Annotated in this window: 14 protein-coding genes and 1 pseudogene; 11 read left to right on the top strand and 4 right to left on the bottom strand. The window is 62.1% G+C overall.

Annotated features, from left to right (window positions below):
- Nucleotides 1-48: 48 nt before the first annotated feature.
- From M1R55_RS03480 to M1R55_RS03470, 3 genes are all read right to left on the bottom strand, one after another.
- Nucleotides 49-3,540, bottom strand: coding sequence for an ExeM/NucH family extracellular endonuclease (locus M1R55_RS03480; RefSeq protein WP_249393339.1), 3,492 nt, complete (start codon nucleotides 3,538-3,540; stop codon nucleotides 49-51).
- On the bottom strand, nucleotides 3,540-4,334 hold the full coding sequence (locus tag M1R55_RS03475) for a hypothetical protein (protein ID WP_249393338.1): 795 nt from the start codon (nucleotides 4,332-4,334) through the stop codon (nucleotides 3,540-3,542). The genes M1R55_RS03480 and M1R55_RS03475 overlap by 1 nt, the downstream gene beginning before the upstream one ends.
- 131 nt (nucleotides 4,335-4,465) lie before the next feature.
- Nucleotides 4,466-5,860, bottom strand: coding sequence for an FAD-dependent oxidoreductase (locus tag M1R55_RS03470; RefSeq protein WP_249393337.1), 1,395 nt, complete (start codon nucleotides 5,858-5,860; stop codon nucleotides 4,466-4,468).
- A gap of 47 nt (nucleotides 5,861-5,907) precedes the next feature.
- Here M1R55_RS03470 and M1R55_RS03465 point away from each other — a divergent pair, with 47 nt between their 5' ends.
- From M1R55_RS03465 to M1R55_RS03425, 9 genes and pseudogenes are all read left to right on the top strand, one after another.
- A complete protein-coding gene (locus tag M1R55_RS03465; protein WP_249393336.1) occupies nucleotides 5,908-7,098 on the top strand; it encodes an aminotransferase class V-fold PLP-dependent enzyme in 1,191 nt (396 codons plus the stop codon).
- Between the two features lie 214 nt (nucleotides 7,099-7,312).
- Nucleotides 7,313-7,480, top strand: a complete 168-nt coding sequence (gene rpmG / locus M1R55_RS03460; RefSeq protein ID WP_019012050.1) for a 50S ribosomal protein L33 — start codon at nucleotides 7,313-7,315, stop codon at nucleotides 7,478-7,480.
- A gap of 94 nt (nucleotides 7,481-7,574) precedes the next feature.
- Nucleotides 7,575-7,754 (top strand): preprotein translocase subunit SecE, encoded by a 180-nt coding sequence (secE, locus tag M1R55_RS03455; RefSeq protein ID WP_136364425.1) that lies wholly within the window; start codon nucleotides 7,575-7,577, stop codon nucleotides 7,752-7,754.
- Nucleotides 7,755-7,764: 10 nt separating this feature from the next.
- Nucleotides 7,765-8,337, top strand: coding sequence for a transcription termination/antitermination protein NusG (gene nusG / locus M1R55_RS03450; RefSeq protein WP_064014050.1), 573 nt, complete (start codon nucleotides 7,765-7,767; stop codon nucleotides 8,335-8,337).
- A gap of 194 nt (nucleotides 8,338-8,531) precedes the next feature.
- Nucleotides 8,532-8,966, top strand: coding sequence for a 50S ribosomal protein L11 (rplK, locus tag M1R55_RS03445; protein WP_249393335.1), 435 nt, complete (start codon nucleotides 8,532-8,534; stop codon nucleotides 8,964-8,966).
- On the top strand, nucleotides 8,959-9,651 hold the full coding sequence (gene rplA / locus M1R55_RS03440; RefSeq protein ID WP_249393334.1) for a 50S ribosomal protein L1: 693 nt from the start codon (nucleotides 8,959-8,961) through the stop codon (nucleotides 9,649-9,651). The genes rplK and rplA overlap by 8 nt, the downstream gene beginning before the upstream one ends.
- A 191-nt stretch (nucleotides 9,652-9,842) precedes the next feature.
- Nucleotides 9,843-10,334, top strand: a pseudogene (gene rplJ, locus M1R55_RS03435) (50S ribosomal protein L10); the annotation flags it as partial.
- Nucleotides 10,335-10,526: 192 nt separating this feature from the next.
- A complete protein-coding gene (gene rplL / locus M1R55_RS03430) occupies nucleotides 10,527-10,889 on the top strand; it encodes a 50S ribosomal protein L7/L12 (RefSeq protein ID WP_249393333.1) in 363 nt (120 codons plus the stop codon).
- 289 nt (nucleotides 10,890-11,178) lie between these two features.
- Entirely contained in the window at nucleotides 11,179-11,439 is a 261-nt protein-coding gene (locus M1R55_RS03425) for a cold-shock protein (RefSeq protein WP_019012057.1), read from the top strand.
- A 95-nt stretch (nucleotides 11,440-11,534) separates the two neighbouring features.
- Here the strand turns inward: M1R55_RS03425 and M1R55_RS03420 are convergent, their stop codons facing one another.
- On the bottom strand, nucleotides 11,535-12,326 hold the full coding sequence (locus M1R55_RS03420) for a hypothetical protein (RefSeq protein WP_249393332.1): 792 nt from the start codon (nucleotides 12,324-12,326) through the stop codon (nucleotides 11,535-11,537).
- Nucleotides 12,327-12,705: 379 nt separating this feature from the next.
- On the opposite strand from M1R55_RS03420, the gene M1R55_RS03415 reads away from it, so the two are divergent.
- Nucleotides 12,706-16,152 (top strand): DNA-directed RNA polymerase subunit beta, encoded by a 3,447-nt coding sequence (locus tag M1R55_RS03415; RefSeq protein WP_249393331.1) that lies wholly within the window; start codon nucleotides 12,706-12,708, stop codon nucleotides 16,150-16,152.
- 200 nt (nucleotides 16,153-16,352) lie between these two features.
- On the top strand, nucleotides 16,353-20,999 hold the full coding sequence (gene rpoC, locus M1R55_RS03410; protein ID WP_249393330.1) for a DNA-directed RNA polymerase subunit beta': 4,647 nt from the start codon (nucleotides 16,353-16,355) through the stop codon (nucleotides 20,997-20,999).
- The last annotated feature ends 46 nt before the right edge of the window (nucleotides 21,000-21,045 follow it).

Here is a 21,045-nt window from a genome sequence, read left to right as displayed (position 1 = left end):
ACCGCCGCACCCATACAGGGCACGGCGGTCATGGGCTCAAGCTTCAACTCAGGGGCAAGGAGTCACCGGACTCGCGCTGTTGCGGGGCGTGGGCGCTGCCGCCGCAAAGTCGCTGGCGTTGTTGTTGGCGTCGGTGCAGCCGTTTCCGGCGCGGGTGGCGGCAGTGGTGCTGCTCAGGGCCGGAGCCGCCGCGCTGCCTTCAAAGGCGTTGGCGCTGCCGTAGCCCACGAAGTCCAGCACGTCGGGATCGGCCAGTCCGGTAATCGCTACCGCATTGCCGACCAGCGCGACTTTGCCGTTGGTGCCCGACATCGCCACACCCGTGCCCGTAAAGTTGGCGTCAGGCGTGGGCAGGGCCGCCGCTGGGCCTGCACCGTCCGACATACGGATCAGGAAGGATTGGCCGGGCTGCACATTAAAGGTGGGCAGGGCGATGGAAGCGGTGGCCGTTGCAGCGAAGGTGCCTGCCGCCGAAGCGTACTGTACGCTCATTCCTGCGGTGCTGACGGGCTGCTTGCTGCGGTTGAACAGTTCCACAAAGTCGCTGAGGAACGGAGCGCCAGTGTTGCCCCCCGCGCCGTACACCTGACGGATGACCAGTGCGCCGCCTGCCACTGCCGCCGCCGGGTTCACGGTCACGTTGAGGGTGCTGCTGTCGCTGAGAAGGCCATTGCGGGCCGTGATGGTGTACTGGTAGCTGCCGGGGGCCGTGCCAGCCGGAGCTGAAACGGTGGCATTAAAGGCCGCGCCGCTGGCAACGGTGGCGGGTACGGTCACGATGGCGGGTGCGCCGCCGGTGGGCGTCACGGTCACGGTGATGGGGCCGCTGGCGTTCACGTTGCTGGCTGTAAAGCTCTGGGTTGCTGCCACGCCGCCCACTGTTACGGTGGCGCTGCCCGCTTCTGGCGTCAGGGTCAGGCTGGCAATCGGCGTAGTAATAGGTGCGTCTGCCGTTAGGTTCAGGCCCACCAGCACGGGGTCATGGTCGCTGCTGCGGAAGGCGTCGGGCGCGAAGAAGGACGCCTGCTGATCGGCAGCCTTGAATTCCGTGTTGTAGTCCAGAATCACAGGTTCGTCGGCGTTGATGTGCCACTTGGTCTTGCCCGTCAGTTGCCCGTTCAGGCTCTGGCTCACGATGGCGTGATCGAGGCTGCCCCACGTGCCGTCAAATTGATAGGAGTAGCTTTCGGGGCCAAACACGCTCACCAGATCGTCGGCGTTGCCCGCCGTGTTGTCGGCCCCGCGCAACAGGCGCATGATCGGGTCTTCCATCCGGTAGGCGTTCAGGTCGCCCAGCAGGATGCGGTCTGCGTCGGCCACACCGGTGGGATTGGTTTCCAGCCACTTGGTGATCACGTCGGCGGCAGCGAGGCGCGTGGCGTTGCTGGCCCCCTGGCCGTCCAACTGATCGGTGTCGCCCGCGCAGGGGCTGCCCTTGCTTTTCAGGTGGGCCATAGCCGCCGTAAAGCGCCCGCCGTTGGCATTGCTCTGGAAGGTCTGCGCCAGCGTGGGGCGGTTGCAGGTGTCTATATAGGCCGGGTCGAAGGTGCTGTCCAGAATCGCCAGATTGCCCACCGGGGTCACGGCGGCGGGTTTGTAGATCATGGCAACCGTGATCGCGTCGGTGCCGATGTTGGCTGCTGAATTGAGGTAGGCGTAAGCGCCCGCCGTGCCGCCGGTGGCCGGGTCGTTCAGCGCATTCACCAGATTGGCGAGGCTGCTGTTGGCACCTTTGGCGTAGTCGTTCTGCATCTCCAGAATGCCCAGCACATCAGCGTTCAGCTTGCGGATAGAATCTACGGTTTTGGCCCGCTGGCGCAGGAATTCGTCGCAATTGTTGGCCCCGCGTGCCGTGCTGCCTATGCCGTTGGGGGTGCAGCCAGTGTTGGTGGTCAGCAGCGTGGTGAAGTAGTTCAGCACGTTCATGCTGCCCACGCGCAGGCTTCCGCCCACAGCTTCGGGCACGGGCTGGCGCGGGTTGGTGGCAGTAATGGTGGTGCTGGCGGCGGTGGCATGAATACGGTAGGTGTCGAGGCTGCCGCTGCCCGTCCAGCCATCGTTGCTGTAGCTCAGCACGCCCGTTGCGGTGGCCGTATCGCCGCCGCGCAGGGTGTTGGCCGCGCTCAGGGGTTGGTTGCCGCGCCCAAAAATCAGCGGGTTGGGGTTCTGTGCCCGTGTGCCGTCGTCAATCCGAATAAAGCGGTTGGGAAGGTTGGCGTTAAAGGCCGCCAGTCCGCTGACGCTGGGCGCGTTGATCTGGCTGAAGGTGTACAGGCGCTCGTCGGCCAGATCAAAGCTGCCGCCTCGTCCCAGCGTGAAGTTGTTGGTCACGGTGCCGCTGACGGTGACCAGCATGCCCTCGAAGCGTTCGCGCTCGGCTACAGGCAGGGGTAAGGTTAGGGTTTGCGGCGCGGGCAGGGCGGTGCCGCTGGCCAGCACAGTCACGTCAGCTGCACTGGCGGGGCTGATCTGCGTGGCGGTCACGAATTCGCTCACGTTTCCGGTCACGCGCACGCGGTCGCCGGTGGTCAGGGTGGGGCAGTTGCCGCCCGTAGAGCCGCAGAAAATAAACACGCCGTCGCTGGTTTGGACGTCGTTGTCGGCGTCTATCCCTTCTTCCTGCACAAAAAAGCCGCGCAGGGTTCCGGCCACCAGATTGCTGGTCACCACACCCTCCACGTTCACGGCTCCGGTCAGGGGGCTGGGCGCGTTGCCGCTGGGGGTGCTGCCCTGTACGGCTCCGATGTTGTTCAGGGCAATGGTGCCGGGGTTGTCGGTGGCGCTGAACACGAGGCTGAAGGCGAACGGGTCTTCGGCGGCGGTGGCGGCCATCGGAATCTGGGTGGCAAAGGTGACCACCGTTTCGGCTCCGGGCGCGAGGGTGGACATACTCTGCCAGCCCTGATGCGCCACGCCCGCGACTTGCAGGCCAGCGGGCAGGGTCACGGTCAGGTCGCCCGTATTCAGCCCGGTGACCAGCGGCGTCGCTTTAGGGTCGGGCGCAAAGGTGGGAACGCTGCCCACATAGGTCAGTTCGCGGGCCGTGTCGGGTTTCAGCGCGGATGCACGGGCGTCGGGTACGGGGGAGCCGTCAAACCGCTTCACATCCTTAAATGGGGTAGAGGAGACGGTGGCCGTGTTGGTCGCGTCGCCGCCCGCCGTATCTACGGGCACGAAGGTGGGGGCCGTCAGCGTGGCGGTTCCGGTGTTTTTCACCCGGAAGGAGGCCCGCAGGTAGCGCACCCGGTTCGCCTCATCGGTCAGCGTGCCCGCCGAGAGCGGCGTGTACAGCAGGTCGGTAACGTCGGTGGCCTGCGGAGCGAGTCCCTTCACGGCCTGCACGCTGATGGTGGGCGTGGCAGAAGTGGCGTCCGTGACCCGCAGTTCGTATATTCCAAGGCTGGTTGGAGCAGCGCGGCCCGGCTGATTGGCACTGGGTTGGCTGGCGTTGGGCTGATTGGCCGCAGGCGTCTGCACGTTGGGTTGGCCGCAGGCGGTCAGGGCCAAGAGTCCGGCAAGAATCAGGCGTTTGGTGGGCATTAGTGTTGGCTCCGTGTGGGCAGGGTCAGTGGTGTGGCGGCGGTTGGTGCAGTTTCTACGGCGGCCAGCAGCAGCGTCACCGAGAAGGGTTCAGCACCGGGGTGAGCGGTGCGGTTGAGGGTCAGGCCGACGTTCAGGGGGCGGGTATCGCCGCCGCCCTGCGTCACGAAGGCTTTTCCGGTGTAGGTTCCTGCTGCGAAGGTACCCGCCGGATAGCCTACGACAGTGCCCGCCGGACTCTTCGCGCCTGTGGTGGTCAGAGCAACGTCGTTGTAGGCGCTCGCGCCAGGGGTCGTCACGTCTTCGACCAGGCCTGTAGCCGCATTAAAGGTTTTGGGTTGTCCCAGCGTCAACGATGAGGCGTAAGCAGGCGCAGAGGTGCCGTTGAACAACTTAATCAGCGTGTAGGGCGTGTTGCCTTCGGTCAGGGGGCTGCCCAGGCCTTCCACCCCCGAATCGTCCGACAGGCTCACGGGCACAAAGGCCAGCGGCGCACTGCCTGCATTGCCCACCCGGTAAGCGGCGTGGAAGTGGCGCGTATCCTGCCCATTCACGGTGGCCGTAAACGTATGAACGCTGTCCAGCGTAAAGGTCAGGGCTGCCGTGTCCTGCGCGGTCAAACTGCCGCTCACGACTTTCAGGCTGCTGCCCAAAACTTGCGTGCCGATGCCGTTGATAGTCAGGGCCACGATGGGCGCGGTGCCGTTTGGCGTGGGTTCGGGAGTGGGCGTGGGGACGGGCGTACAGGCCACGAGGCCCGCCAGCAAAGTGAGGGTCAACAGGGTTCGTTTCATAGCGTCCTTGGAAAACAGCAGTGAGTTGGAGTTGAAGCACCCGATTCTAAGCCGGAAATGTCAGGAATGTTAATGCTCGGTGTGGAGCGTTGCTTTAACAGCAGGCTCAAAAGCAGCCCGCCTGCCCAGGCTCAAGCGTCCCGAACCTTGCGGTTCAGCTTGTCGGCGGCCACCAGCAACACGTCCCACACACCAGAAAAGGGCGGGGCGTAGGCAAGGTCAGTGTCGAATAGATGTTGAACGGTACTGCGGCGGTGCAGCAGGGCGGCCACCACATCCACCCGCTTCACGCTGATGTGGCGCGGGCTGACCAACTGCACGCCCAGCAGCCTTCCCGTGCCCACTTCGGCGGTCAGGCGCACATGAATCGGGCGCGAATCGCCGTAATACCCGGCGTGGTCGGTGCTGTCCACGTCCACGCTCACGGCGTTCAGGCTTAACGCCTCGGCCTCGGCCTGCGTCAGTCCGGTGTGGGCCGCGCCCAATTCGAACACCTTGAAAATGGCCGTGCCCACGATGCCGGGAAAAGTGGCGTCTCCGCCCGCCATATTCACGCCTGCCACGCGGCCCATGCGGTTGGCGGTCAGGCCCAGCGGAATATGCACCTTGCGCTTTGTCACCCGGTGCAGGCTTTCGGTGTTGTCGCCCGCCGCATAAATCCCTGCCACGCTGGTTTCCTGCTGAATATTCACCGCCACCGCGCCCGTTTTGCCAATCCGTGCGCCCGCCGCTTTTGCCAGCTCGGTATTGGGTTTGACGCCCACGGCCACGATCACCAGATCGGCCCGCACCAGCCCTCCGGAAGTCTGCACGCCCGTCACGTGATGGTCTCCGGTCAAGCCTTCTACTGACGTCCCGCAGCGCACATCCACGCCTTTGGCTTCCAGTTCGGCGCGCACCCGGCGTTGCAATGGCTTGTCCAGCATGCGCCCGGCCACTTCCGGCCCTTTTTCCAACAAGACCACGCTCAGGCCGCGTGCGTGCAGGGCCTCGGCCATCTCCAGCCCGATGTAGCCGCCGCCCACTATGCAGGCGCGTTTGGGCGCTTTGCCGCCTGCCCCTTGCAGGCTGGCTTCAATCGCCTGTCCGTCTGGAATATCGCGCAGCACATGCACGCCGCCCAGTTTGGTCTGTGCCCAATCGGGCCGCACGGCGCTGACGCCGGTGGCGATCAAGAGGCGGTCAAAGGGTTCAGTGGAGGTGCGTCCAGCGGCGCGGTCTAGCACAGTGATGGTTCCGGCCCCCGCGTCCACGCCCGTCACCTCATGCCCGGTACGGACGCCGATGCCCTGCCCGCGCATGCGTTCCGGCGTTCGGGCGATCAGGTCGTCAAAGTCTTCGACCTCGCCGCCTATCACGTAGGGCAGGCCGCACGCGCCGTAGCTGATGTAGTCGCCTCGCTCGAAGACCACCACTTCCGCCGCCGGATCGAAGCGTCTGGCCCGGCTGGCCGCGCTCATGCCCGCTGCTACGCCGCCGATGATCACGATTCTGCCGGTGCTGCCCGCCGCCGATGTTGCGCCCATACAGGCAGGCTACCGCGCCGGGCCTGCCGCACCGTTACCATGCAGCTATGACCGATACCGCTGCCCGCCCCGGTTTGACCACAGCTGATTTGCCCGCCTATATCCCCCTCAACCGGGAACGCCTGATCGCGCCCGGCCCAGTCGAGGTTGATCCCCGCGTATTGCTGGAACTGGCCCAGCCTCAGATGCACCACCGGGCGGCGGCGGGCATCGAAAAACTGATGGAAGCCCGCGCCAAACTGACGCAGCTCTTGGGCGATCCCTATGACGCTGTGATCACCACCAGCAGCGGTACCGGAGCCTTCGAGGGCGCACTCGTCAGCTTAGTCCCGGAAGGGGCCAAAGTTGTGAACGCGCAGGCCGGCAAATTCAGCGAACGCTGGGGCGAAATGGCCGGACGGTTGGGCTACGACGCGCAGATCGTGGCGAAACCCTGGGGCGAAGTTCTTGACCCAGAGGAGGTGGCCGACGCTGCCAAAGATGCCCACACCCTGCTGATCACCCACAGCGAAACCAGCACCGGAGCGCTGCACGATCTGGCGGCCATCTCGGGGGCGGCCCGTGCCCAGAACCCCGACCTGATCATCATTGCCGACTGCATCACCAGCTACGGCGTGGCCGAATTGCGCCCGGCGGCCTGGGGTGTAGACGTGATCGTGTCGGGCAGCCAGAAGGGAACGGCCACGCCCCCCGGCCTCGGCTTCGTACTGTTTTCTCCCGAAATTCAGACCCGACTGATCAAGAACACGCCGCGCGGTTTTTACCTCGATATGCACCGAGAACTGACCGGGCAAAAGGCGGGCAGCACGCCCCAGACGCCTGCCATCAATCTGATCTACGCCCTGTCGTTGTCGTTGGAGCGGTTGCTGTGCGTGCCCTTGGACGTGCTGTGGGCCGAAAAGCGCCGTCAAGCCGACGCGCTGATTGCTGCCGGAACCGCGCTGGGTGCGCCTGCGTGGGCCGCCCGCACCAGCCCCGCCGTGGCCGTTCTGACCCCACCTGCCGGAATCACGGGGCGTCAGGTTTCGGCCCGCCTGGCTGAAATGGGCCAACGCGCCCTGCCCGGTCAGGCGCCGCACGAGGACACCGTGTTCCGCGTGTCCACGATGGGCTACGCCGACCGGTACGACGCTCTGGCGATTGCCGGAATCTTGGAAGAAGCCTTTGCCAGCCTCGGCGTGAAAGTGCAGCGCGGGGTGGCGGTGCAGGCGGCCTGGGCGGCGCTTCAGGTCAACTGAGTGGCTCTCAGAAGGTAAGCCAACCCTAGACACCCGCCCCCTGTATCTCTATACTTAGAATGTTGCCCGCCAGAAGGCGGGTTCTTTACCAGCATAACCAGAGGACACCTGACCAGAACGGACGGAGTAGCCCCAACGGTTTTCCCGCAGCAGCGGAGTGCTGGGAGCAGGGTTTCAGGGTGCGTGCGCCCTCCCCCGCGAAAGGAGTTTGAACATGGCGAAAGACGGCCCCCGTATTATCGTGAAGATGGAAAGCACCGCTGGAACAGGCTTTTACTACACGACCACCAAAAACCGCCGCACCACGCAGACCAAACTGGAACTGCGTAAGTACGACCCCGTTGCCAAAAAGCACGTCGTCTTCAAGGAGAAGAAAGTCTGATCTGCTGGGGCCGCCCTACCCGTATGTGGGTTCAGCGGCTCCACTGGGTCAGCTTTCTTTTCCTCAGTACAGGCTTTGAGGCGCAGGTGAACGCATGAACTTGATTCAGTACTTCCGGGACGCCCGCGCGGAATTGTCCCGCGTGACGTGGCCCACCCGCCAGCAAGTGCTGGAAGGCACGCAGGCCGTGCTGATCTTCGTCGTGGCACTCACCCTGATCGTGTTTTTCATGGATCGCGTGTTCGGCACCGCCGTTCGTGCGCTCCTCCCATAAGGCGGCTGACATGAGTATTGAATGGTACGCCGTGCATACCTACGTGGGTCAGGAAGACCGCGTGCAAGACCAACTGATGGATCGGGCCAAAAAGCTGGGCATGTACTACACCAAGATTTTTCAGGTGTTGCAGCCCAGCGAGGAAGCTGTAGAACTGCGTGAAGGCGGCAAGAAAGAAACCGTCAAGCGCAAGTTGTTTCCGGGCTACGTGTTCGTGCAGATGGACGTGGAAGACGATGACGCACCCGGCGAACTGGGTGAGTCTTGGGAAGTGGTGCGCGGCACCAACGGCGTGACCGGATTTGTCGGCACCGCCACGCGCCCTGTACCCCTCTCTCACGATGAGGTTCAGCGTCTGCTGGCCTCGGTGGGCGTGGCTGCTCAGCCCGTCGTCGAAGAAGCCCCGCGCATCAAGGTCAGCCTCAAACCTGGCGATATGGTTCGGGTCACGGGCGGCCCATTTGCGGACTTCAGCGGCATCATCAGCGAAGTCAATGCTCCTCAGGCCAAGGTCAAGGTGCTTGTCAGCATCTTTGGCCGCGAAACCCCTGTCGAACTCGATTTCGCACAGGTCAGCAAATAAGGCCTGTTTGTTCCCACTGAGGTCAGGCACCATCCAAACTGTGCCACTAGTCAAAATGGGCAACAGGCAGTAAAATCAAAAAGTTGCTGTCAATTCACTCTCAGGGTGAAGCTCCTTACCGGGCAGGCAGAACTTAGCGTCAGCACCCCACCGCCACATTTGAGGGCGTTCTGGGGGAGCTAAGGAGGCAAGACATGAAGAAAATTACCGGAATGGTGAAACTCCAACTCCCGGCAGGCAAGGCGACACCCGCCCCGCCAGTCGGCCCCGCGCTCGGTCAGTACGGCGCGAACATCATGGAATTTACGAAGGCGTTCAATGCGCTGACCGCCGACAAGGGTGACGCGATCATCCCCGTCGAGATCACGATCTACGCCGACCGTTCCTTTACGTTCATCACCAAGACCCCCCCCATGAGCTACCTGATCCGCAAGGCCGCAGGTCTCACCAAGGGCAGCCCGACCCCCAACAAAGCCAAAGTTGGCAAACTGAACTGGGATCAGGTGCTGGAAATCGCCAAAACCAAGATGCCCGACCTGAACGCAGGCAGCGTCGAGGCCGCCGCGTACACCGTGGCAGGCACGGCACGCTCTATGGGCGTGACCATCGAGGGGGCCCCGAATGCCTAAGCACGGTAAGCGGTACCGCGCGTTGACCGAAAAGGTTGACCGCAACAAGCAGTACACCATCGACGAAGCCGCCGCACTCGTTAAGGACATCGCCACCGCGAAGTTCGACGAAACGGTCGAAATCCACTTCCGCCTCGGCATCGATCCTCGCAAGAGCGATCAGAACGTGCGTGGAACGGTTGCCCTGCCTCACGGTACGGGCCGCACTGTGCGCGTCGCCGTGATCACCAAGGGTGAAAACGTGGCGCTCGCAGAAGCCGCTGGCGCAGATGTCGTCGGCAGCGATGACCTGATCGAGCGCATTGCGGGCGGCTTCATGGAGTTCGACTCTGTTGTTGCCACCCCCGACATGATGGCCCAGGTGGGCCAGAAGCTTGCGCGTTTGCTGGGGCCCCGTGGCCTCCTGCCCAACCCCAAGAGCGGCACCGTCGGCCCCGACGTGGCGAGCATGGTGCGCGGCCTGAAAGCCGGACGTATCGAGTTCCGCAACGACAAGACAGGCGTGGTTCACGCGCCTATCGGCAAGGCCAGCTTTGATCCTGCCAATCTGACCGCCAACTACGCGGCCCTGATTCAGGCTGTCGAAGCCGCCAAACCCGGTAGCGCCAAGGGCGTGTTTGTGCGGAGCGCATTCATGACCAGCACGATGGGGCCGAGCATTCCCCTCTCGCTCACTACGGCGTAATTTCTAGGGGGGTAGGTTCTTTCTACCCCCGCCAACTTCAGCACCCCGGTGCGTTCTGCACCTTTTAACAGCATCACCGTTAGACCGGCTTCCGTGACAGCGGGGACTCTTGCCAAGTTTAAACATCCCGCCGAGTTGTCAGGGCGCAGTTACCGCACCCGGACTTGTTCGACACAAAGGAGGTTCACCGCGTGGCGAACGAAAAAAACCAGCAGAACCTCAGCAGCCTTCGGGGCAGCCTTTCGGGAGTAGACACGTTTTACGTCGTCGATTACCAGGGCCTGACCGCAGGGCAACTGAGCAAACTGCGTAAAGACATCCGCGAAAAGGGTGGGCAGCTCATCGTTGCCAAGAACACCCTGATCAACATCGCCCTTCAGGATGGTGGCCGTGATTTTGCCGACGCCCTGAAAGGCCCCAGTGCCCTTGTTCTGGCCCATGAAGACCCCGCTGGAGTCGCCAAGACCCTCAGCGATGCCGCCAAGGCCAACGACAAAGGCATTCCCACCATGAAAGGCGGCCTCGTGGAAGGCAACCGCGTCGATGTGAAAGTTATCGAACGCCTTGCCAGCCTCGGCAGCAAGCAGAGCCTTCAGGCCGAGTTCGTGGGTGTGCTCTCCAGCCACCTGTCGGGCTTCGTCGGAATTCTGGAAGCCTACAAGGCCAAGCTGGAAGCGGGCGCTCCTGCCGACAGCAGCCCAGCCGCCGCCGATGGAGAAGTCGCTAGCGCAGATGCAGTTGTTGCCGAAGCCAGCGCTCCCGACGACAGCGCCCCGGAAGCGAGCGTCTAAGACCGCTCCGGCGCGTCTTGACCCCTTCTGTCCCCCTGCTTTAACAATCAGCACCACCCAAACCAATCCTCGGAGGAAGACATCATGGCATACGACAAACAGGCACTTATCGACCAACTGGGCACCCTCACCATCATGGAACTCGCCGACCTGATCGACGGCCTGAAGGAAACTTGGGGCGTTACCGCAGTCGTGGCCTCCGCTGGCCCCGCCGCTGCCGCCGCAGTGGTCGAAGAGAAGACCGAATTCGACGTCATCCTGATCGACGCTGGTTCGAGCAAGATCAACGTCATTAAGGAAATCCGCGCCATCACGGGCCTCGGCCTGAAGGAAGCGAAGGACATGAGCGAGAAGGGCGGCGCACTGAAAGAAGGCCTGCCCAAGGAAGAAGCCGAGAAGATCAAGGCCCAGCTCGAAGCAGCTGGCGCACGCGTCGAACTCAAGTAATCTTCTAAATTCGCTCTAGCAAGACCAGTTTTAAGAGCATCACCGGGAGTGCAGCCCCCAGCCGTCTTTGGTTGGGGGTTCCTATTTTGCCGCGTGGTTTTGGCCCCCTTGACCTCTCTTGACTTAACTATAGACAATGTAAGACAAAGTACTATCTGTAGATGAGGGGCGCACTATTCTCCACGGGTTCTACTCCGGTGGGTCTTTTGAGACGGCAGGTCAGGAAAAGCTCTTGGCAAGCCCGACACCGCTGGGTTGAGAATGCTGGAAGCAGCAAGGAGAGTATCAGATGGCTACAGGTAAAGTGAAATGGTTTAACGCAGAGAAAGGCTTTGGCTTCATCGAAACACCCGGCAGCCCCGACGTGTTCGCGCACTTCAGCGCCATCCAGAGCAGCGGCTTCAAGAAGCTGAACGAAGGCGACGAAGTGGAATTCGAAGTTGAAGAAGGCCAGCGCGGAAAAGGCCCCCAGGCCAAGAACATCGTTGTCACGAAGGCTGCTCCTGCACCTGCGTTCAGCGACCGCCCCCGCCGCGACGACCGCTGGTAATCCCCAACACCCTCTGACATTTTAAATGTTGATCCCCCAGCTGAAAGGCCGGGGGATTTTGCATTGTCTGGGACGAGCTGTTTGGAGTACAGAGTTTACTTCAAGTTGCGCCGCAACTCTGCCGCCAGCCCAAACCACTCGCGCTCCTGCCGCTTATAAAGATTGGTGGCGCGGCGCTCTGTTCTGGCGAGGGCTTCCAGCAATTGCGCGGCTTCCTCGTGGCGGCCTTGCGCGACCAAAAAAGCGGCGTAGCGGGCGCGGGGTTCTTCGGTGGTGGCAGCCGTCATGGCCTGCACATAGGTCGCGTCGGCCTCAGCCATTTTGCCCTGTTTTTCCTGAGCTTGTGCCAAGAGCGTCAGCGTGCGGGTGCGGGTGGCGGCGCTGGTTCGCAGGTCTACACGGGTCAGGCGGCCTTCGGCGTCGGCGGGGTTGCCGCGTGCCAAATCCAGTTCGGCACTGGTCAGCAGCACCACCGGATCATCGGCGTAGATGCCTGCCAACAGCGGATTGAGCGTGGCCTGCGCTTCGTCGTTGCGGCCTGCACGGGCCAGCAGCCCGGCAAGATCGGCGCGGTGGGCCAGCGTATCGCTCTCGGCAAGTTCTTCCTGCGCTTCCCGAATGCGGGTATCCAGCGGCTTGATGGCTTCCAGGCCACTTTGCAGGGCGCTGCTGGCCGCCCGCCGACTGCCGCGCAACGTAGGCAAAAACTCCAAGAAAAAGTAGATCAGCGGCCCCAAAAATCCACCGACAAACAGGCTGAACCCCAGCACGGCTATCCAGATCACGCCGCGCCGGGTGGCGATGGCGTGCACCAAGAACAAGATGTTGAGTACGTAAAAAACCGTAAACAGCCACGGCGCTTGGTTAAAGATAGAACCGACATTCATGCCCCCACTGTACAGAAGGTGGGTGAGTCACTTGTCTTGAAATGAGGCTGGTCTGGAAGTGCGAGGGGCCAAAGCCCTGATCAGAATTGAGAGCCGTTCTTAGACTTTTAGACCCTCGACCCTTAGATCATCCTTTGGCCGTACACCCCTTGACACCTAACACCAAACAGCCTATATTCTTCTGTGGCCGACCATGATGGGTTGGACGGGAGTGATGTGCCAATCAGTACGGCGTCAACACCGGCTGGACTTCACAACTAATTAGATTGTTTGGGACGCAACCGCGAGCGAGTTTAAGCCAAAGGTTGCTGTCCCGTTTGCGCTGTTCTCTGCCCCGGAAGAGTGCAATATTCCCATCAGGGTGCCCCGCGAGGTGTGCATGAGTTTTATTGGTAAGAAGCCCCGCATCGAACGCTTTGGTGAGATCACCGAAGTAATCCCGCTTCCTAATCTGACGGAAGTGCAGATGAACTCCTTTCAGGCGTTCCTGCAAGCCGACCGCGCACCAGACGCCCGCGATAACGTAGGCCTGCAAAGCGCCTTCCGCGAAGTGTTTCCCATTGACGAGACCGAGAAAGGCCGCAGCACGGGCCTGGTTCTCGATTTCCTGGAATACCGCCTCGGAGACGTGCCCTACACGCCCGAAGAGTGCCGCGAAAAAGACCTCACCTATCAGGCCCCGATGTACGCAAAGCTTCAACTGATCCACAAAGACAGCGGCCTGATCAAAGAAGACCAAGTCTTCTTGGGCGACTTGCCCCTGATGACCGCTGACGGCTCGTTCGTCATCAACGGCGCAGACCGTGTAGTTATTTCGCAGATTCACCGTAGCCCCGGCGTGTACTTCACCAGCTCCTACAAGGGCATCAAGAAGATGTACACGGGCGCGATTATTCCGATGCCCAAGCGCGGCCCTTGGATCGAACTCGAATCCAACGGCGGCGTGCTGGAAATGAAGGTTAACAAGCGCAAATTCCCCGTGGCCATGCTGCTGCGGGTGCTGGGCTACGACGACGCCAGCCTGAAAGCGCTGTTTACCGAATTTGACCCCAACCTGGAGTTGCCCGAAGACAAGAGCGCGGGCATGGGTTCCGATGAAGCCATGCTGCGCCTGTTTACAGTGCTGCGTCCCGGCGATCCACCGAAGCGCGACAAGGCGATTCAGTACCTGTATGGCCTCTTGGCCGACCCCCGCCGCTACGATCTGGGCGAGCCGGGCCGCTTCAAGATGAACACCAAGTTGGGCGTCAACCGTCCTGAGCGCACCCTGCTGACCTTTGTGGACGGCAAGTTCAGCGACGCCGGACTGGTGGATACCATCCGCTATCTGCTGGCGCTTCAGCAGGGACTGGAAACCGTCAAGATCGAAGAGGGTGCGCTGGAAGTGCCTGTGGCCGAAGACGACATCGATCACCTCGGCAACCGCCGGGTGCGGACGGTGGGCGAACTGTTGGCCGACCAACTGCGCGTAGGCATGGGCCGGATGGCGCGTGGTGTGCGCGAGCGGATGCTGCTCGGCAACCCCGACGCTGCGACCCCCACCAAACTGGTCAACAACCGTCCCATCGTGGCCGCCATGCGCGAGTTCTTCGGACGCAGCCAGCTGTCACAGTTTAAGGATCAGACCAATCCTCTGTCCGATTTGCGTCACAAGCGCCGAATCTCCGCACTGGGGCCAGGCGGGTTGACCCGCGAACGCGCAGGCTTCGACGTCCGCGACGTTCACCGCACGCACTACGGGCGCATCTGCCCAATCGAAACGCCGGAAGGCGCGAACATCGGTCTGATTTCCTCACTGTCCAGCTATGCCAAAGTCAACAGCCTCGGCTTTATTCAGGCTCCTTACCGCAAGGTGAACCACGGCGTCGTCAGCGACGAAGTGATCTACATGACCGCCGACATCGAAGACCGCTACGTGATCGCGCAGGCCAACACCGCGCTGAACACCGACGGCACCTTTGCCGAAGAGCGTGTGCTGGCGCGTAAGAAAGGCGACCCGACCTACTACGAGCATGAAGACGTCGATTTCATGGACGTTTCGCCCAAGCAGATCGTGTCCATCAACACCTCTCTTATTCCGTTCCTCGAGCACGATGACGCCAACCGCGCCCTCATGGGATCGAACATGCAGTCTCAGGCCGTGCCGCTCGTGCGTGCCGACAGCCCCGCCGTGGGTACGGGCGTCGAAACCCGCGTGGTCACCGACTCCGGAACCAGCGTGGTCAGCGACGTGACGGGCCGCGTGAGCTACGTGGACGCCCGCGTAATTCAGGTCACGCTCAGCGAGGACTCTGCCACCGCCGGAATGGTGAAGGGCAACGTCCGTACCTTCGAACTCGTGCGCTTTACCCGCTCCAACCAGGGCACCAACCTCGACCAGCATCCCATCGTGGATACGGGTGACGAAGTGAAGGCCGGACAGGTCATCGCCGACGGCCCCGCCTCCGACCTGGGCCGCCTCGCGCTGGGCCAGAACATCACGATTGCCATCATGCCCTTCGACGGCTTCAACTTCGAAGACGCCATCTGCATCAACGAAGGCCTGATCCGCAAAGATTTCTACACCTCGGTTCACATCGAGAAAGATGAAATCGAAGCCCGCGATACCAAGCTGGGGCCAGAGAAGATCACCCGCGACATTCCCGGCCTCTCGGAAGCTGCCCTGCGCGACCTCGACGAGGACGGCATCGTGCGCGTGGGTGCAGAAGTCAAACCCGGCGACATCTTGGTCGGCAAGACCTCCTTCAAGGGCGAGTCCGAACCCACCCCCGAAGAACGCCTCCTGCGCTCCATCTTCGGTGAAAAAGCGCGTGAAGTGAAAGACACCTCGCTGCGCGTGCAGTCCGGTCAGGGCGGCATCGTCGTCAAGACCGTGCGGTTCCGCCGGGGCGATGAAGGCGTTGACCTGAAGCCTGGCGTGCGCGAGATGGTGCGCGTGTACGTGGCCCAGAAGCGTCAGTTGCAGGTGGGCGATAAGGTTGCCAACCGCCACGGTAACAAGGGCGTGGTTTCCAAGATTCTGCCCCCCGAAGACATGCCCTACCTCGAAGACGGCACCCCCGTCGACCTGGTGTTCAACCCGCTGGGCGTGCCTTCGCGCATGAACCTCGGCCAGATTCTGGAAACCCACCTTGGAGAAGTGGCCCGCCTCACCGGCCAGAAGTTCGAAACGCCTGTGTTCGACTCCGTGACCGAAGCGACCATCAAGGAAATGCTGGAAGTGGCTTCTGCCGAACGCCTGCAGGCCCGCAAGGATGAAGGCTTCGAGCTGGACTCCCGCGAGCAAAAAGTTCTGGATCGCGCTGGCAAAACGGGCGTCATCGATTCGCCCAACGGCGATTACGACGCTGCACAGATGCAACTGGCCCGCACCGGCAAGAGCGTCTTGTACGACGGACGCAGCGGCGAAGCGATCAGCGGCCCTGTGGTCGTCGGCACCATGTACGTCATGAAGCTGTACCACATGGTGGAAGACAAACTGCACGCCCGCTCCACTGGCCCTTACAGCCTGATTACCCAGCAGCCTCTGGGCGGCAAGGCGCAGTTCGGCGGACAGCGCTTCGGAGAAATGGAAGTGTGGGCGCTCGAAGCTTACGGCGCGGCGCACACCCTTCAGGAAATGCTGACCATCAAATCCGACGACATCGACGGACGCGACGCCGCCTACCAGAGCATCGTGAAGGGCGAAGAAGTGTCGGGCAGCACCATTCCCGAATCCTTCAAAGTGCTGGTCAAGGAACTCCACTCGCTCGGTCTGGATGTCGAAGTGCTCGACAGCTACGACAAGAACGTGGACATCTTTGAAGGCATGATGCCCAAGCGCTGAGCGGGGCCAGACAGATCGTCACTGAACAGATCGTCTCAAGGTCGAGGGTCTAAGAAGGGCAGCAAGCAAGAGTTTTTTAGTTTGGATGGGGTGGCAGTTCAGAAACACCGTCGCCCCAGCACCTTAGACCCTTCACCCTGAGACCCTTAGACCGCGCCCCAGCAAGCACCACCACGCCTCCCACCACAGGAGCTACTGCTTTGAAAGATTTCAGCAAGGTACGCATTGCCATCGCCAGCCCCGCGAAGATTCGCGAGTGGAGCTTTGGCGAGGTCGAAAAGCCCGAAACCATCAACTACCGCACCCTCAAGCCCGAACGCGAAGGTCTGTTCGACGAGCGAATCTTTGGGCCAATCAAGGACTACGAGTGCGCCTGCGGGAAGTACAAGCGCCAGCGCTATGAAGGCAAAGTCTGCGAGCGTTGCGGTGTAGAAGTCACGTCCAGCAAGGTGCGCCGCTACCGCATGGGCCACATCGATCTGGCCACGCCTGCCGCGCACATCTGGTACGTGAAGGACACGCCCAGCAAGATCGGCACGCTGCTTGACCTGAGCGCCGGCCAGCTGGAGAAAGTGCTGTACTTTTCCTCGTTCCTCGTGACGCAGCCGCTGAACGCCCAGAAAGATGGGCGGCCCCTGAAGCGCGGCGAACTGCTGACCGACGACGAGTACCGCGAACTGCGCTATGGCCGTCAGGAAACCTACACGATTCCCGGTGGGCAAGAAGCCGTGATTCGTGACGGTGAGTACGTGACGCGTGGGCAGATTCTGGGCGGCAACGTGGTCGCCAAGATGGACGGCCTCGCCCAGTACCGCTTCCCGCGCCGCGCCGAAATCGCGTACAGCGAAGAAGTCGAAGCCTCCTTGCCCCTGCCCGCCGACGTGCTGGTGGAGCAAGAGACCTTCCGGGCCGGAGAAATCCTGGCTGAACTGGAAGCCGACGTGACGATTACGGCCCCCGTAGACGGCACCGCCTTCCTGCACGAACTGGGTGAAGACTCCGTGATGGTGGATATCCGCGCCAGCGTGGAGGCCCCCGAACCCAGCGAAGACGGCGAAGAAGAAGTGGCCGCCGCACCCCTCGGCGAAATTTTGGCCCGCGTGTACCTGCCTCACGGCATGAACGTGCAGGTCGCGCAGGGCGAGATCGTGGAAGCAGGCGCAGTGTTGGCCGACGCCAGCGCTGGAAGCCGACTGCGCGTCAGCCGCGATAGCCGCCTGAGCGCCGTTACCTTCCCCAAAAAGAAGGGCGACGTCACGGTTACGGCTCACTGGATGCGCCGCGCCGAGTACCCCATCAACCCCACCATGCACGTCTTGGTCGGCGACGGCAGCGAAGTCAAGAAGGGTCAGAAGGTCGTTGGCGCAATTGACAAGGAAGAAGAAATCATTGCCGAGGCCGCCGGGGTCATTACCCTGCACGCGCCCGCCAGCGTGATCGTGAGCAAGGCCAAGGTGTACCCGTACAACGATGAACCCCTGGTGGTCATCGGTGACCGTGTGGAACCCGGCGACGAGTTGGCTGACAGCGGTAACCTGCGTTCAGAAATTTCGGGCCGCATCGAGATCGACCTCGTTCGCAAGCAAGTTCGTGTGATCGAGTCCTACGATTTCGAAGCCAAGATGGGCGCGGAAGCCGTCAAGGAACTGCTGGACGAACTCGACCTCGACATCTTGGAAGCCGAACTCGGCGAGATGATGAAGGATTCGAGCCGTCATAAGCGTGCCAAGGCCCGCAAGCGCCTTGAAGTCACGCGTGCCTTCAAGCGCAGCGGCAACCACCCCTCGTGGATGATCCTGAACACGGTTCCGGTCATGCCACCAGACCTTCGCCCGATGGTGCAGGTCGACGGTGGACGCTTTGCCACGTCCGACCTGAACGACCTCTACCGCCGCCTGATCAACCGCAACAACCGTCTGAAAAAGCTGATCGGACAGGGCGCACCCGACATGATCATTCGCAACGAAAAGCGGATGCTTCAGGAAGCTGTGGACGCCCTGATCGATAACGGACGGCGCGGCAGCCCCGTGACCAACCCCGGCTCTGACCGCAGCCTGCGCTCGCTGACCGACCTGTTGGGCGGCAAGCAGGGACGCTTCCGTCAGAACCTGCTGGGCAAGCGTGTGGACTACTCGGGCCGTTCGGTCATCGTGGTCGGCCCGCAGCTCCGCCTGCACCAGTGTGGTGTGCCCAAGCGCATGGCCCTCGAACTCTTCAAGCCCTTCTTGTTCAAGGTGCTGGAAGAGAAGGGCGAAGTGACCAACATCAAGCAGGCCCGCAAGATGCTGGAGCGCTACCGCGACACCCGCGATAGCGTGTGGGACGCCCTCGAAGAAGTGATTGAAGACAAGGTCGTGCTGCTCAACCGTGCGCCTACACTTCACCGCCTCGGTATTCAGGCCTTCGAGCCGGTGCTGGTGGAAGGCCAGTCCATTCAGCTGCACCCCCTCGTCTGTGAAGCCTTCAACGCCGATTTCGACGGCGATCAGATGGCGATTCACGTCCCCCTCAGCGCTCAGGCGCAGGCTGAAGCCCGCATTCAGATGCTCAGCTCTCACAACCTGCTCTCGCCCGCCAACGGCGAACCCAACGTGAAGCCCAGCCGCGACATCATTCTCGGCATCTTTACGCTGACCCAGCTTCGCCGCGACATTCCCGGCGCAGGCACGGAATACGGCAGCGAACAGGACGTGCTGGCCGCCCTCGACAGCGGCATCCTGAGCCTCAACAGCCCTGTGATGTTGCGCGGCAAGGAAACTAGCCCCGGTCGTCTGCGCTACGTGTTCTCCAGCCCTGATGAAGCCATCATGGCTGTGGAGCGCGGCACCATCGACAACCAGGATCACGTCCTGATTCGCCTGAACGGCAAGATGTACGAAACCAGCGCGGGCCGCGTCAGCTTCCGCCGGATCGTGCAGGAAGCCCTCGGCACTCAGGCCAGCCTCGTCGATACGCTGGTGGATCTGGACACCACCTACGAAAAAGACGCCCTGAAAGATATGGTCATGGCCTGCTTCAAGCACCTCGGCATCGAAGCCACGGCGGGTCTGCTCGACGGTCTGAAAGACAGCGGCTTCAAGCTGTCCACGACATCGGGCATCACCATCGGCATCGACGACATCGTGTTGCCCCCCAGCAAGCCCGCGCTTCTGGCCGCCGCCGATCTGAAACTCAAGGAAATCGAGCAGAACTACGAGTTCGGCTTTATGACCCACGAGGAGCGCTACAAGCAGGTCGTGCAGCTCTGGAACGACACCACCGACGAAGTGAAGAACGCGGTGTTCGAGAACTTCAGCCAGAACTACCCGTTCAACCCCCTCTGGATCATGAGCCAGTCGGGTGCGCGTGGTAACCCCCAGCAGATTCGTCAGCTGGCGGGGATGCGCGGTCTGATGGCCCGTCCTGACGGCAGCACCATCGAAGTGCCGATTAAGGCCAGCTTCCGTGAGGGTCTGACCGTGGCCGAGTACTTCATCAGCACGCACGGTGCCCGTAAGGGTGGTGCCGATACTGCTCTGCGTACCGCCGACTCCGGTTACCTGACACGTAAACTGGTCGATGTGGCCCACGAAGTCGTGGTGCGTGACGTGGACTGCGGAAGCACGGATTACACCGAAATCTTCCTTGGGGCCACCGACGAGCGCACCGGCGAATGGCGTTCGCGCAAGGCCAGCGAAATCGAAACCAGCATCTATGGCCGCACCCTGACCGCAGATGTGACCCTCGAAGATGGCCGCGTGGTGCCTTCCGGCGAAATGCTGAACCTCGAAGACGTGAAGCTGATCGCCAAGCAGGCCCGCGCCCTGGAAAGCGTGTACGTCCGTACTCCCCTCAACTGCCGCGTGAAAGCGGGCGTGTGCCAGAAGTGCTATGGCTACGATTTGTCTCAGGCCAAGCCCGTGAGCATGGGCGAAGCAGTGGGTGTGGTGGCCGCCGAGTCCATCGGCGAGCCCGGCACCCAGCTGACCATGCGTACCTTCCACACCGGTGGCGTGGCAGGCGGCGGCGACATCACGATGGGTCTGCCCCGCGTGATCGAGTTGTTCGAAGCCCGCAAGCCCAAGACGCAGGCGGTTGTGGCTGACCGCGACGGCCTGGTGCGGATCGAGGAAGAGGAAGAGCGCTACATGATCAAGATTGAGGCCGACGACGATCAGTACTCGGCCAAGACCGCGACCAAAGTGCCCAAGACTCTGCGCCTGATCGTGAAGGACGGCGACCGCGTGGAAGCCGGACAGGCCATGACGCGCGGCGCTGTGAACCCCCACGACCTGCTGCTCTACAAAGACAGCGGCGCGGCACAGCACTACCTCGTGGAAGAAGTCCAGCGCGTCTACCGCTCTCAGGGCGTGAAGGTACACGATAAGCACATCGAAATCATCGTGCGCCAGATGCTGCGCTGGGTGGAAGTTATCGACGGCGGCTCCACTGAACTGCTCGAAGGCCAGACCGTCGAGCGTTGGGAAGTCGATCAGGCCAACGAGGCCCTCACCGAAGGCCAGACCCCCAGCTCGTGGAAGCCCGTGTTGCTCGGCATCACCAAGAGCAGCCTGACCACCAAGTCGTGGCTCAGCGCGGCCAGCTTCCAGCACACCACCCACGTTCTCACCGAAGCCTCCATGAAGGGTCAGGTAGACGAACTGATCGGTCTGAAGGAAAACGTGATCCTGGGCAAACTGATTCCCGCCGGAACGGGCCTCCGTACCGTGCGCGAGATGCAGGTGGCCGACGAGCGCACCCTGGAAAAATACGGCGAAGGCAGCGTCAGCCCCGACGCCGTCACCGGAACCCAGCGCTACGACGACACCCGCCCCACCAGCACGCCGACCATCAGCTTCAACGGCTAAAGCTTTAAGTTAGTAGGGAAGACCCCCACTCGGAAACGGGTGGGGG

The organism is Deinococcus sp. QL22 (assembly GCF_023370075.1).
In the GTDB taxonomy this organism is placed as follows: Bacteria; Deinococcota; Deinococci; order Deinococcales; family Deinococcaceae; genus Deinococcus.
The sequence above is the reverse complement of the archived record's forward strand: the minus strand, read 5'-3'. Positions and strand labels throughout refer to the sequence as shown.

What these genes read in the sequence shown, in the direction of transcription:
- M1R55_RS03480 (WP_249393339.1), bottom strand. Translation starts at nt 3,540, where the DNA reads ATGCCCACCAAACGCCTGATTCTTGCCGGACTCTTGGCCCTGACCGCC.
- M1R55_RS03475 (WP_249393338.1), bottom strand. Translation starts at nt 4,334, where the DNA reads ATGAAACGAACCCTGTTGACCCTCACTTTGCTGGCGGGCCTCGTGGCC.
- M1R55_RS03470 (WP_249393337.1), bottom strand. Translation starts at nt 5,860, where the DNA reads ATGGGCGCAACATCGGCGGCGGGCAGCACCGGCAGAATCGTGATCATC.
- M1R55_RS03465 (WP_249393336.1), top strand. Translation starts at nt 5,908, where the DNA reads ATGACCGATACCGCTGCCCGCCCCGGTTTGACCACAGCTGATTTGCCC.
- rpmG (WP_019012050.1), top strand. Translation starts at nt 7,313, where the DNA reads ATGGCGAAAGACGGCCCCCGTATTATCGTGAAGATGGAAAGCACCGCT.
- secE (WP_136364425.1), top strand. Translation starts at nt 7,575, where the DNA reads ATGAACTTGATTCAGTACTTCCGGGACGCCCGCGCGGAATTGTCCCGC.
- nusG (WP_064014050.1), top strand. Translation starts at nt 7,765, where the DNA reads ATGAGTATTGAATGGTACGCCGTGCATACCTACGTGGGTCAGGAAGAC.
- rplK (WP_249393335.1), top strand. Translation starts at nt 8,532, where the DNA reads ATGAAGAAAATTACCGGAATGGTGAAACTCCAACTCCCGGCAGGCAAG.
- rplA (WP_249393334.1), top strand. Translation starts at nt 8,959, where the DNA reads ATGCCTAAGCACGGTAAGCGGTACCGCGCGTTGACCGAAAAGGTTGAC.
- rplL (WP_249393333.1), top strand. Translation starts at nt 10,527, where the DNA reads ATGGCATACGACAAACAGGCACTTATCGACCAACTGGGCACCCTCACC.
- M1R55_RS03425 (WP_019012057.1), top strand. Translation starts at nt 11,179, where the DNA reads ATGGCTACAGGTAAAGTGAAATGGTTTAACGCAGAGAAAGGCTTTGGC.
- M1R55_RS03420 (WP_249393332.1), bottom strand. Translation starts at nt 12,326, where the DNA reads ATGAATGTCGGTTCTATCTTTAACCAAGCGCCGTGGCTGTTTACGGTT.
- M1R55_RS03415 (WP_249393331.1), top strand. Translation starts at nt 12,706, where the DNA reads ATGAGTTTTATTGGTAAGAAGCCCCGCATCGAACGCTTTGGTGAGATC.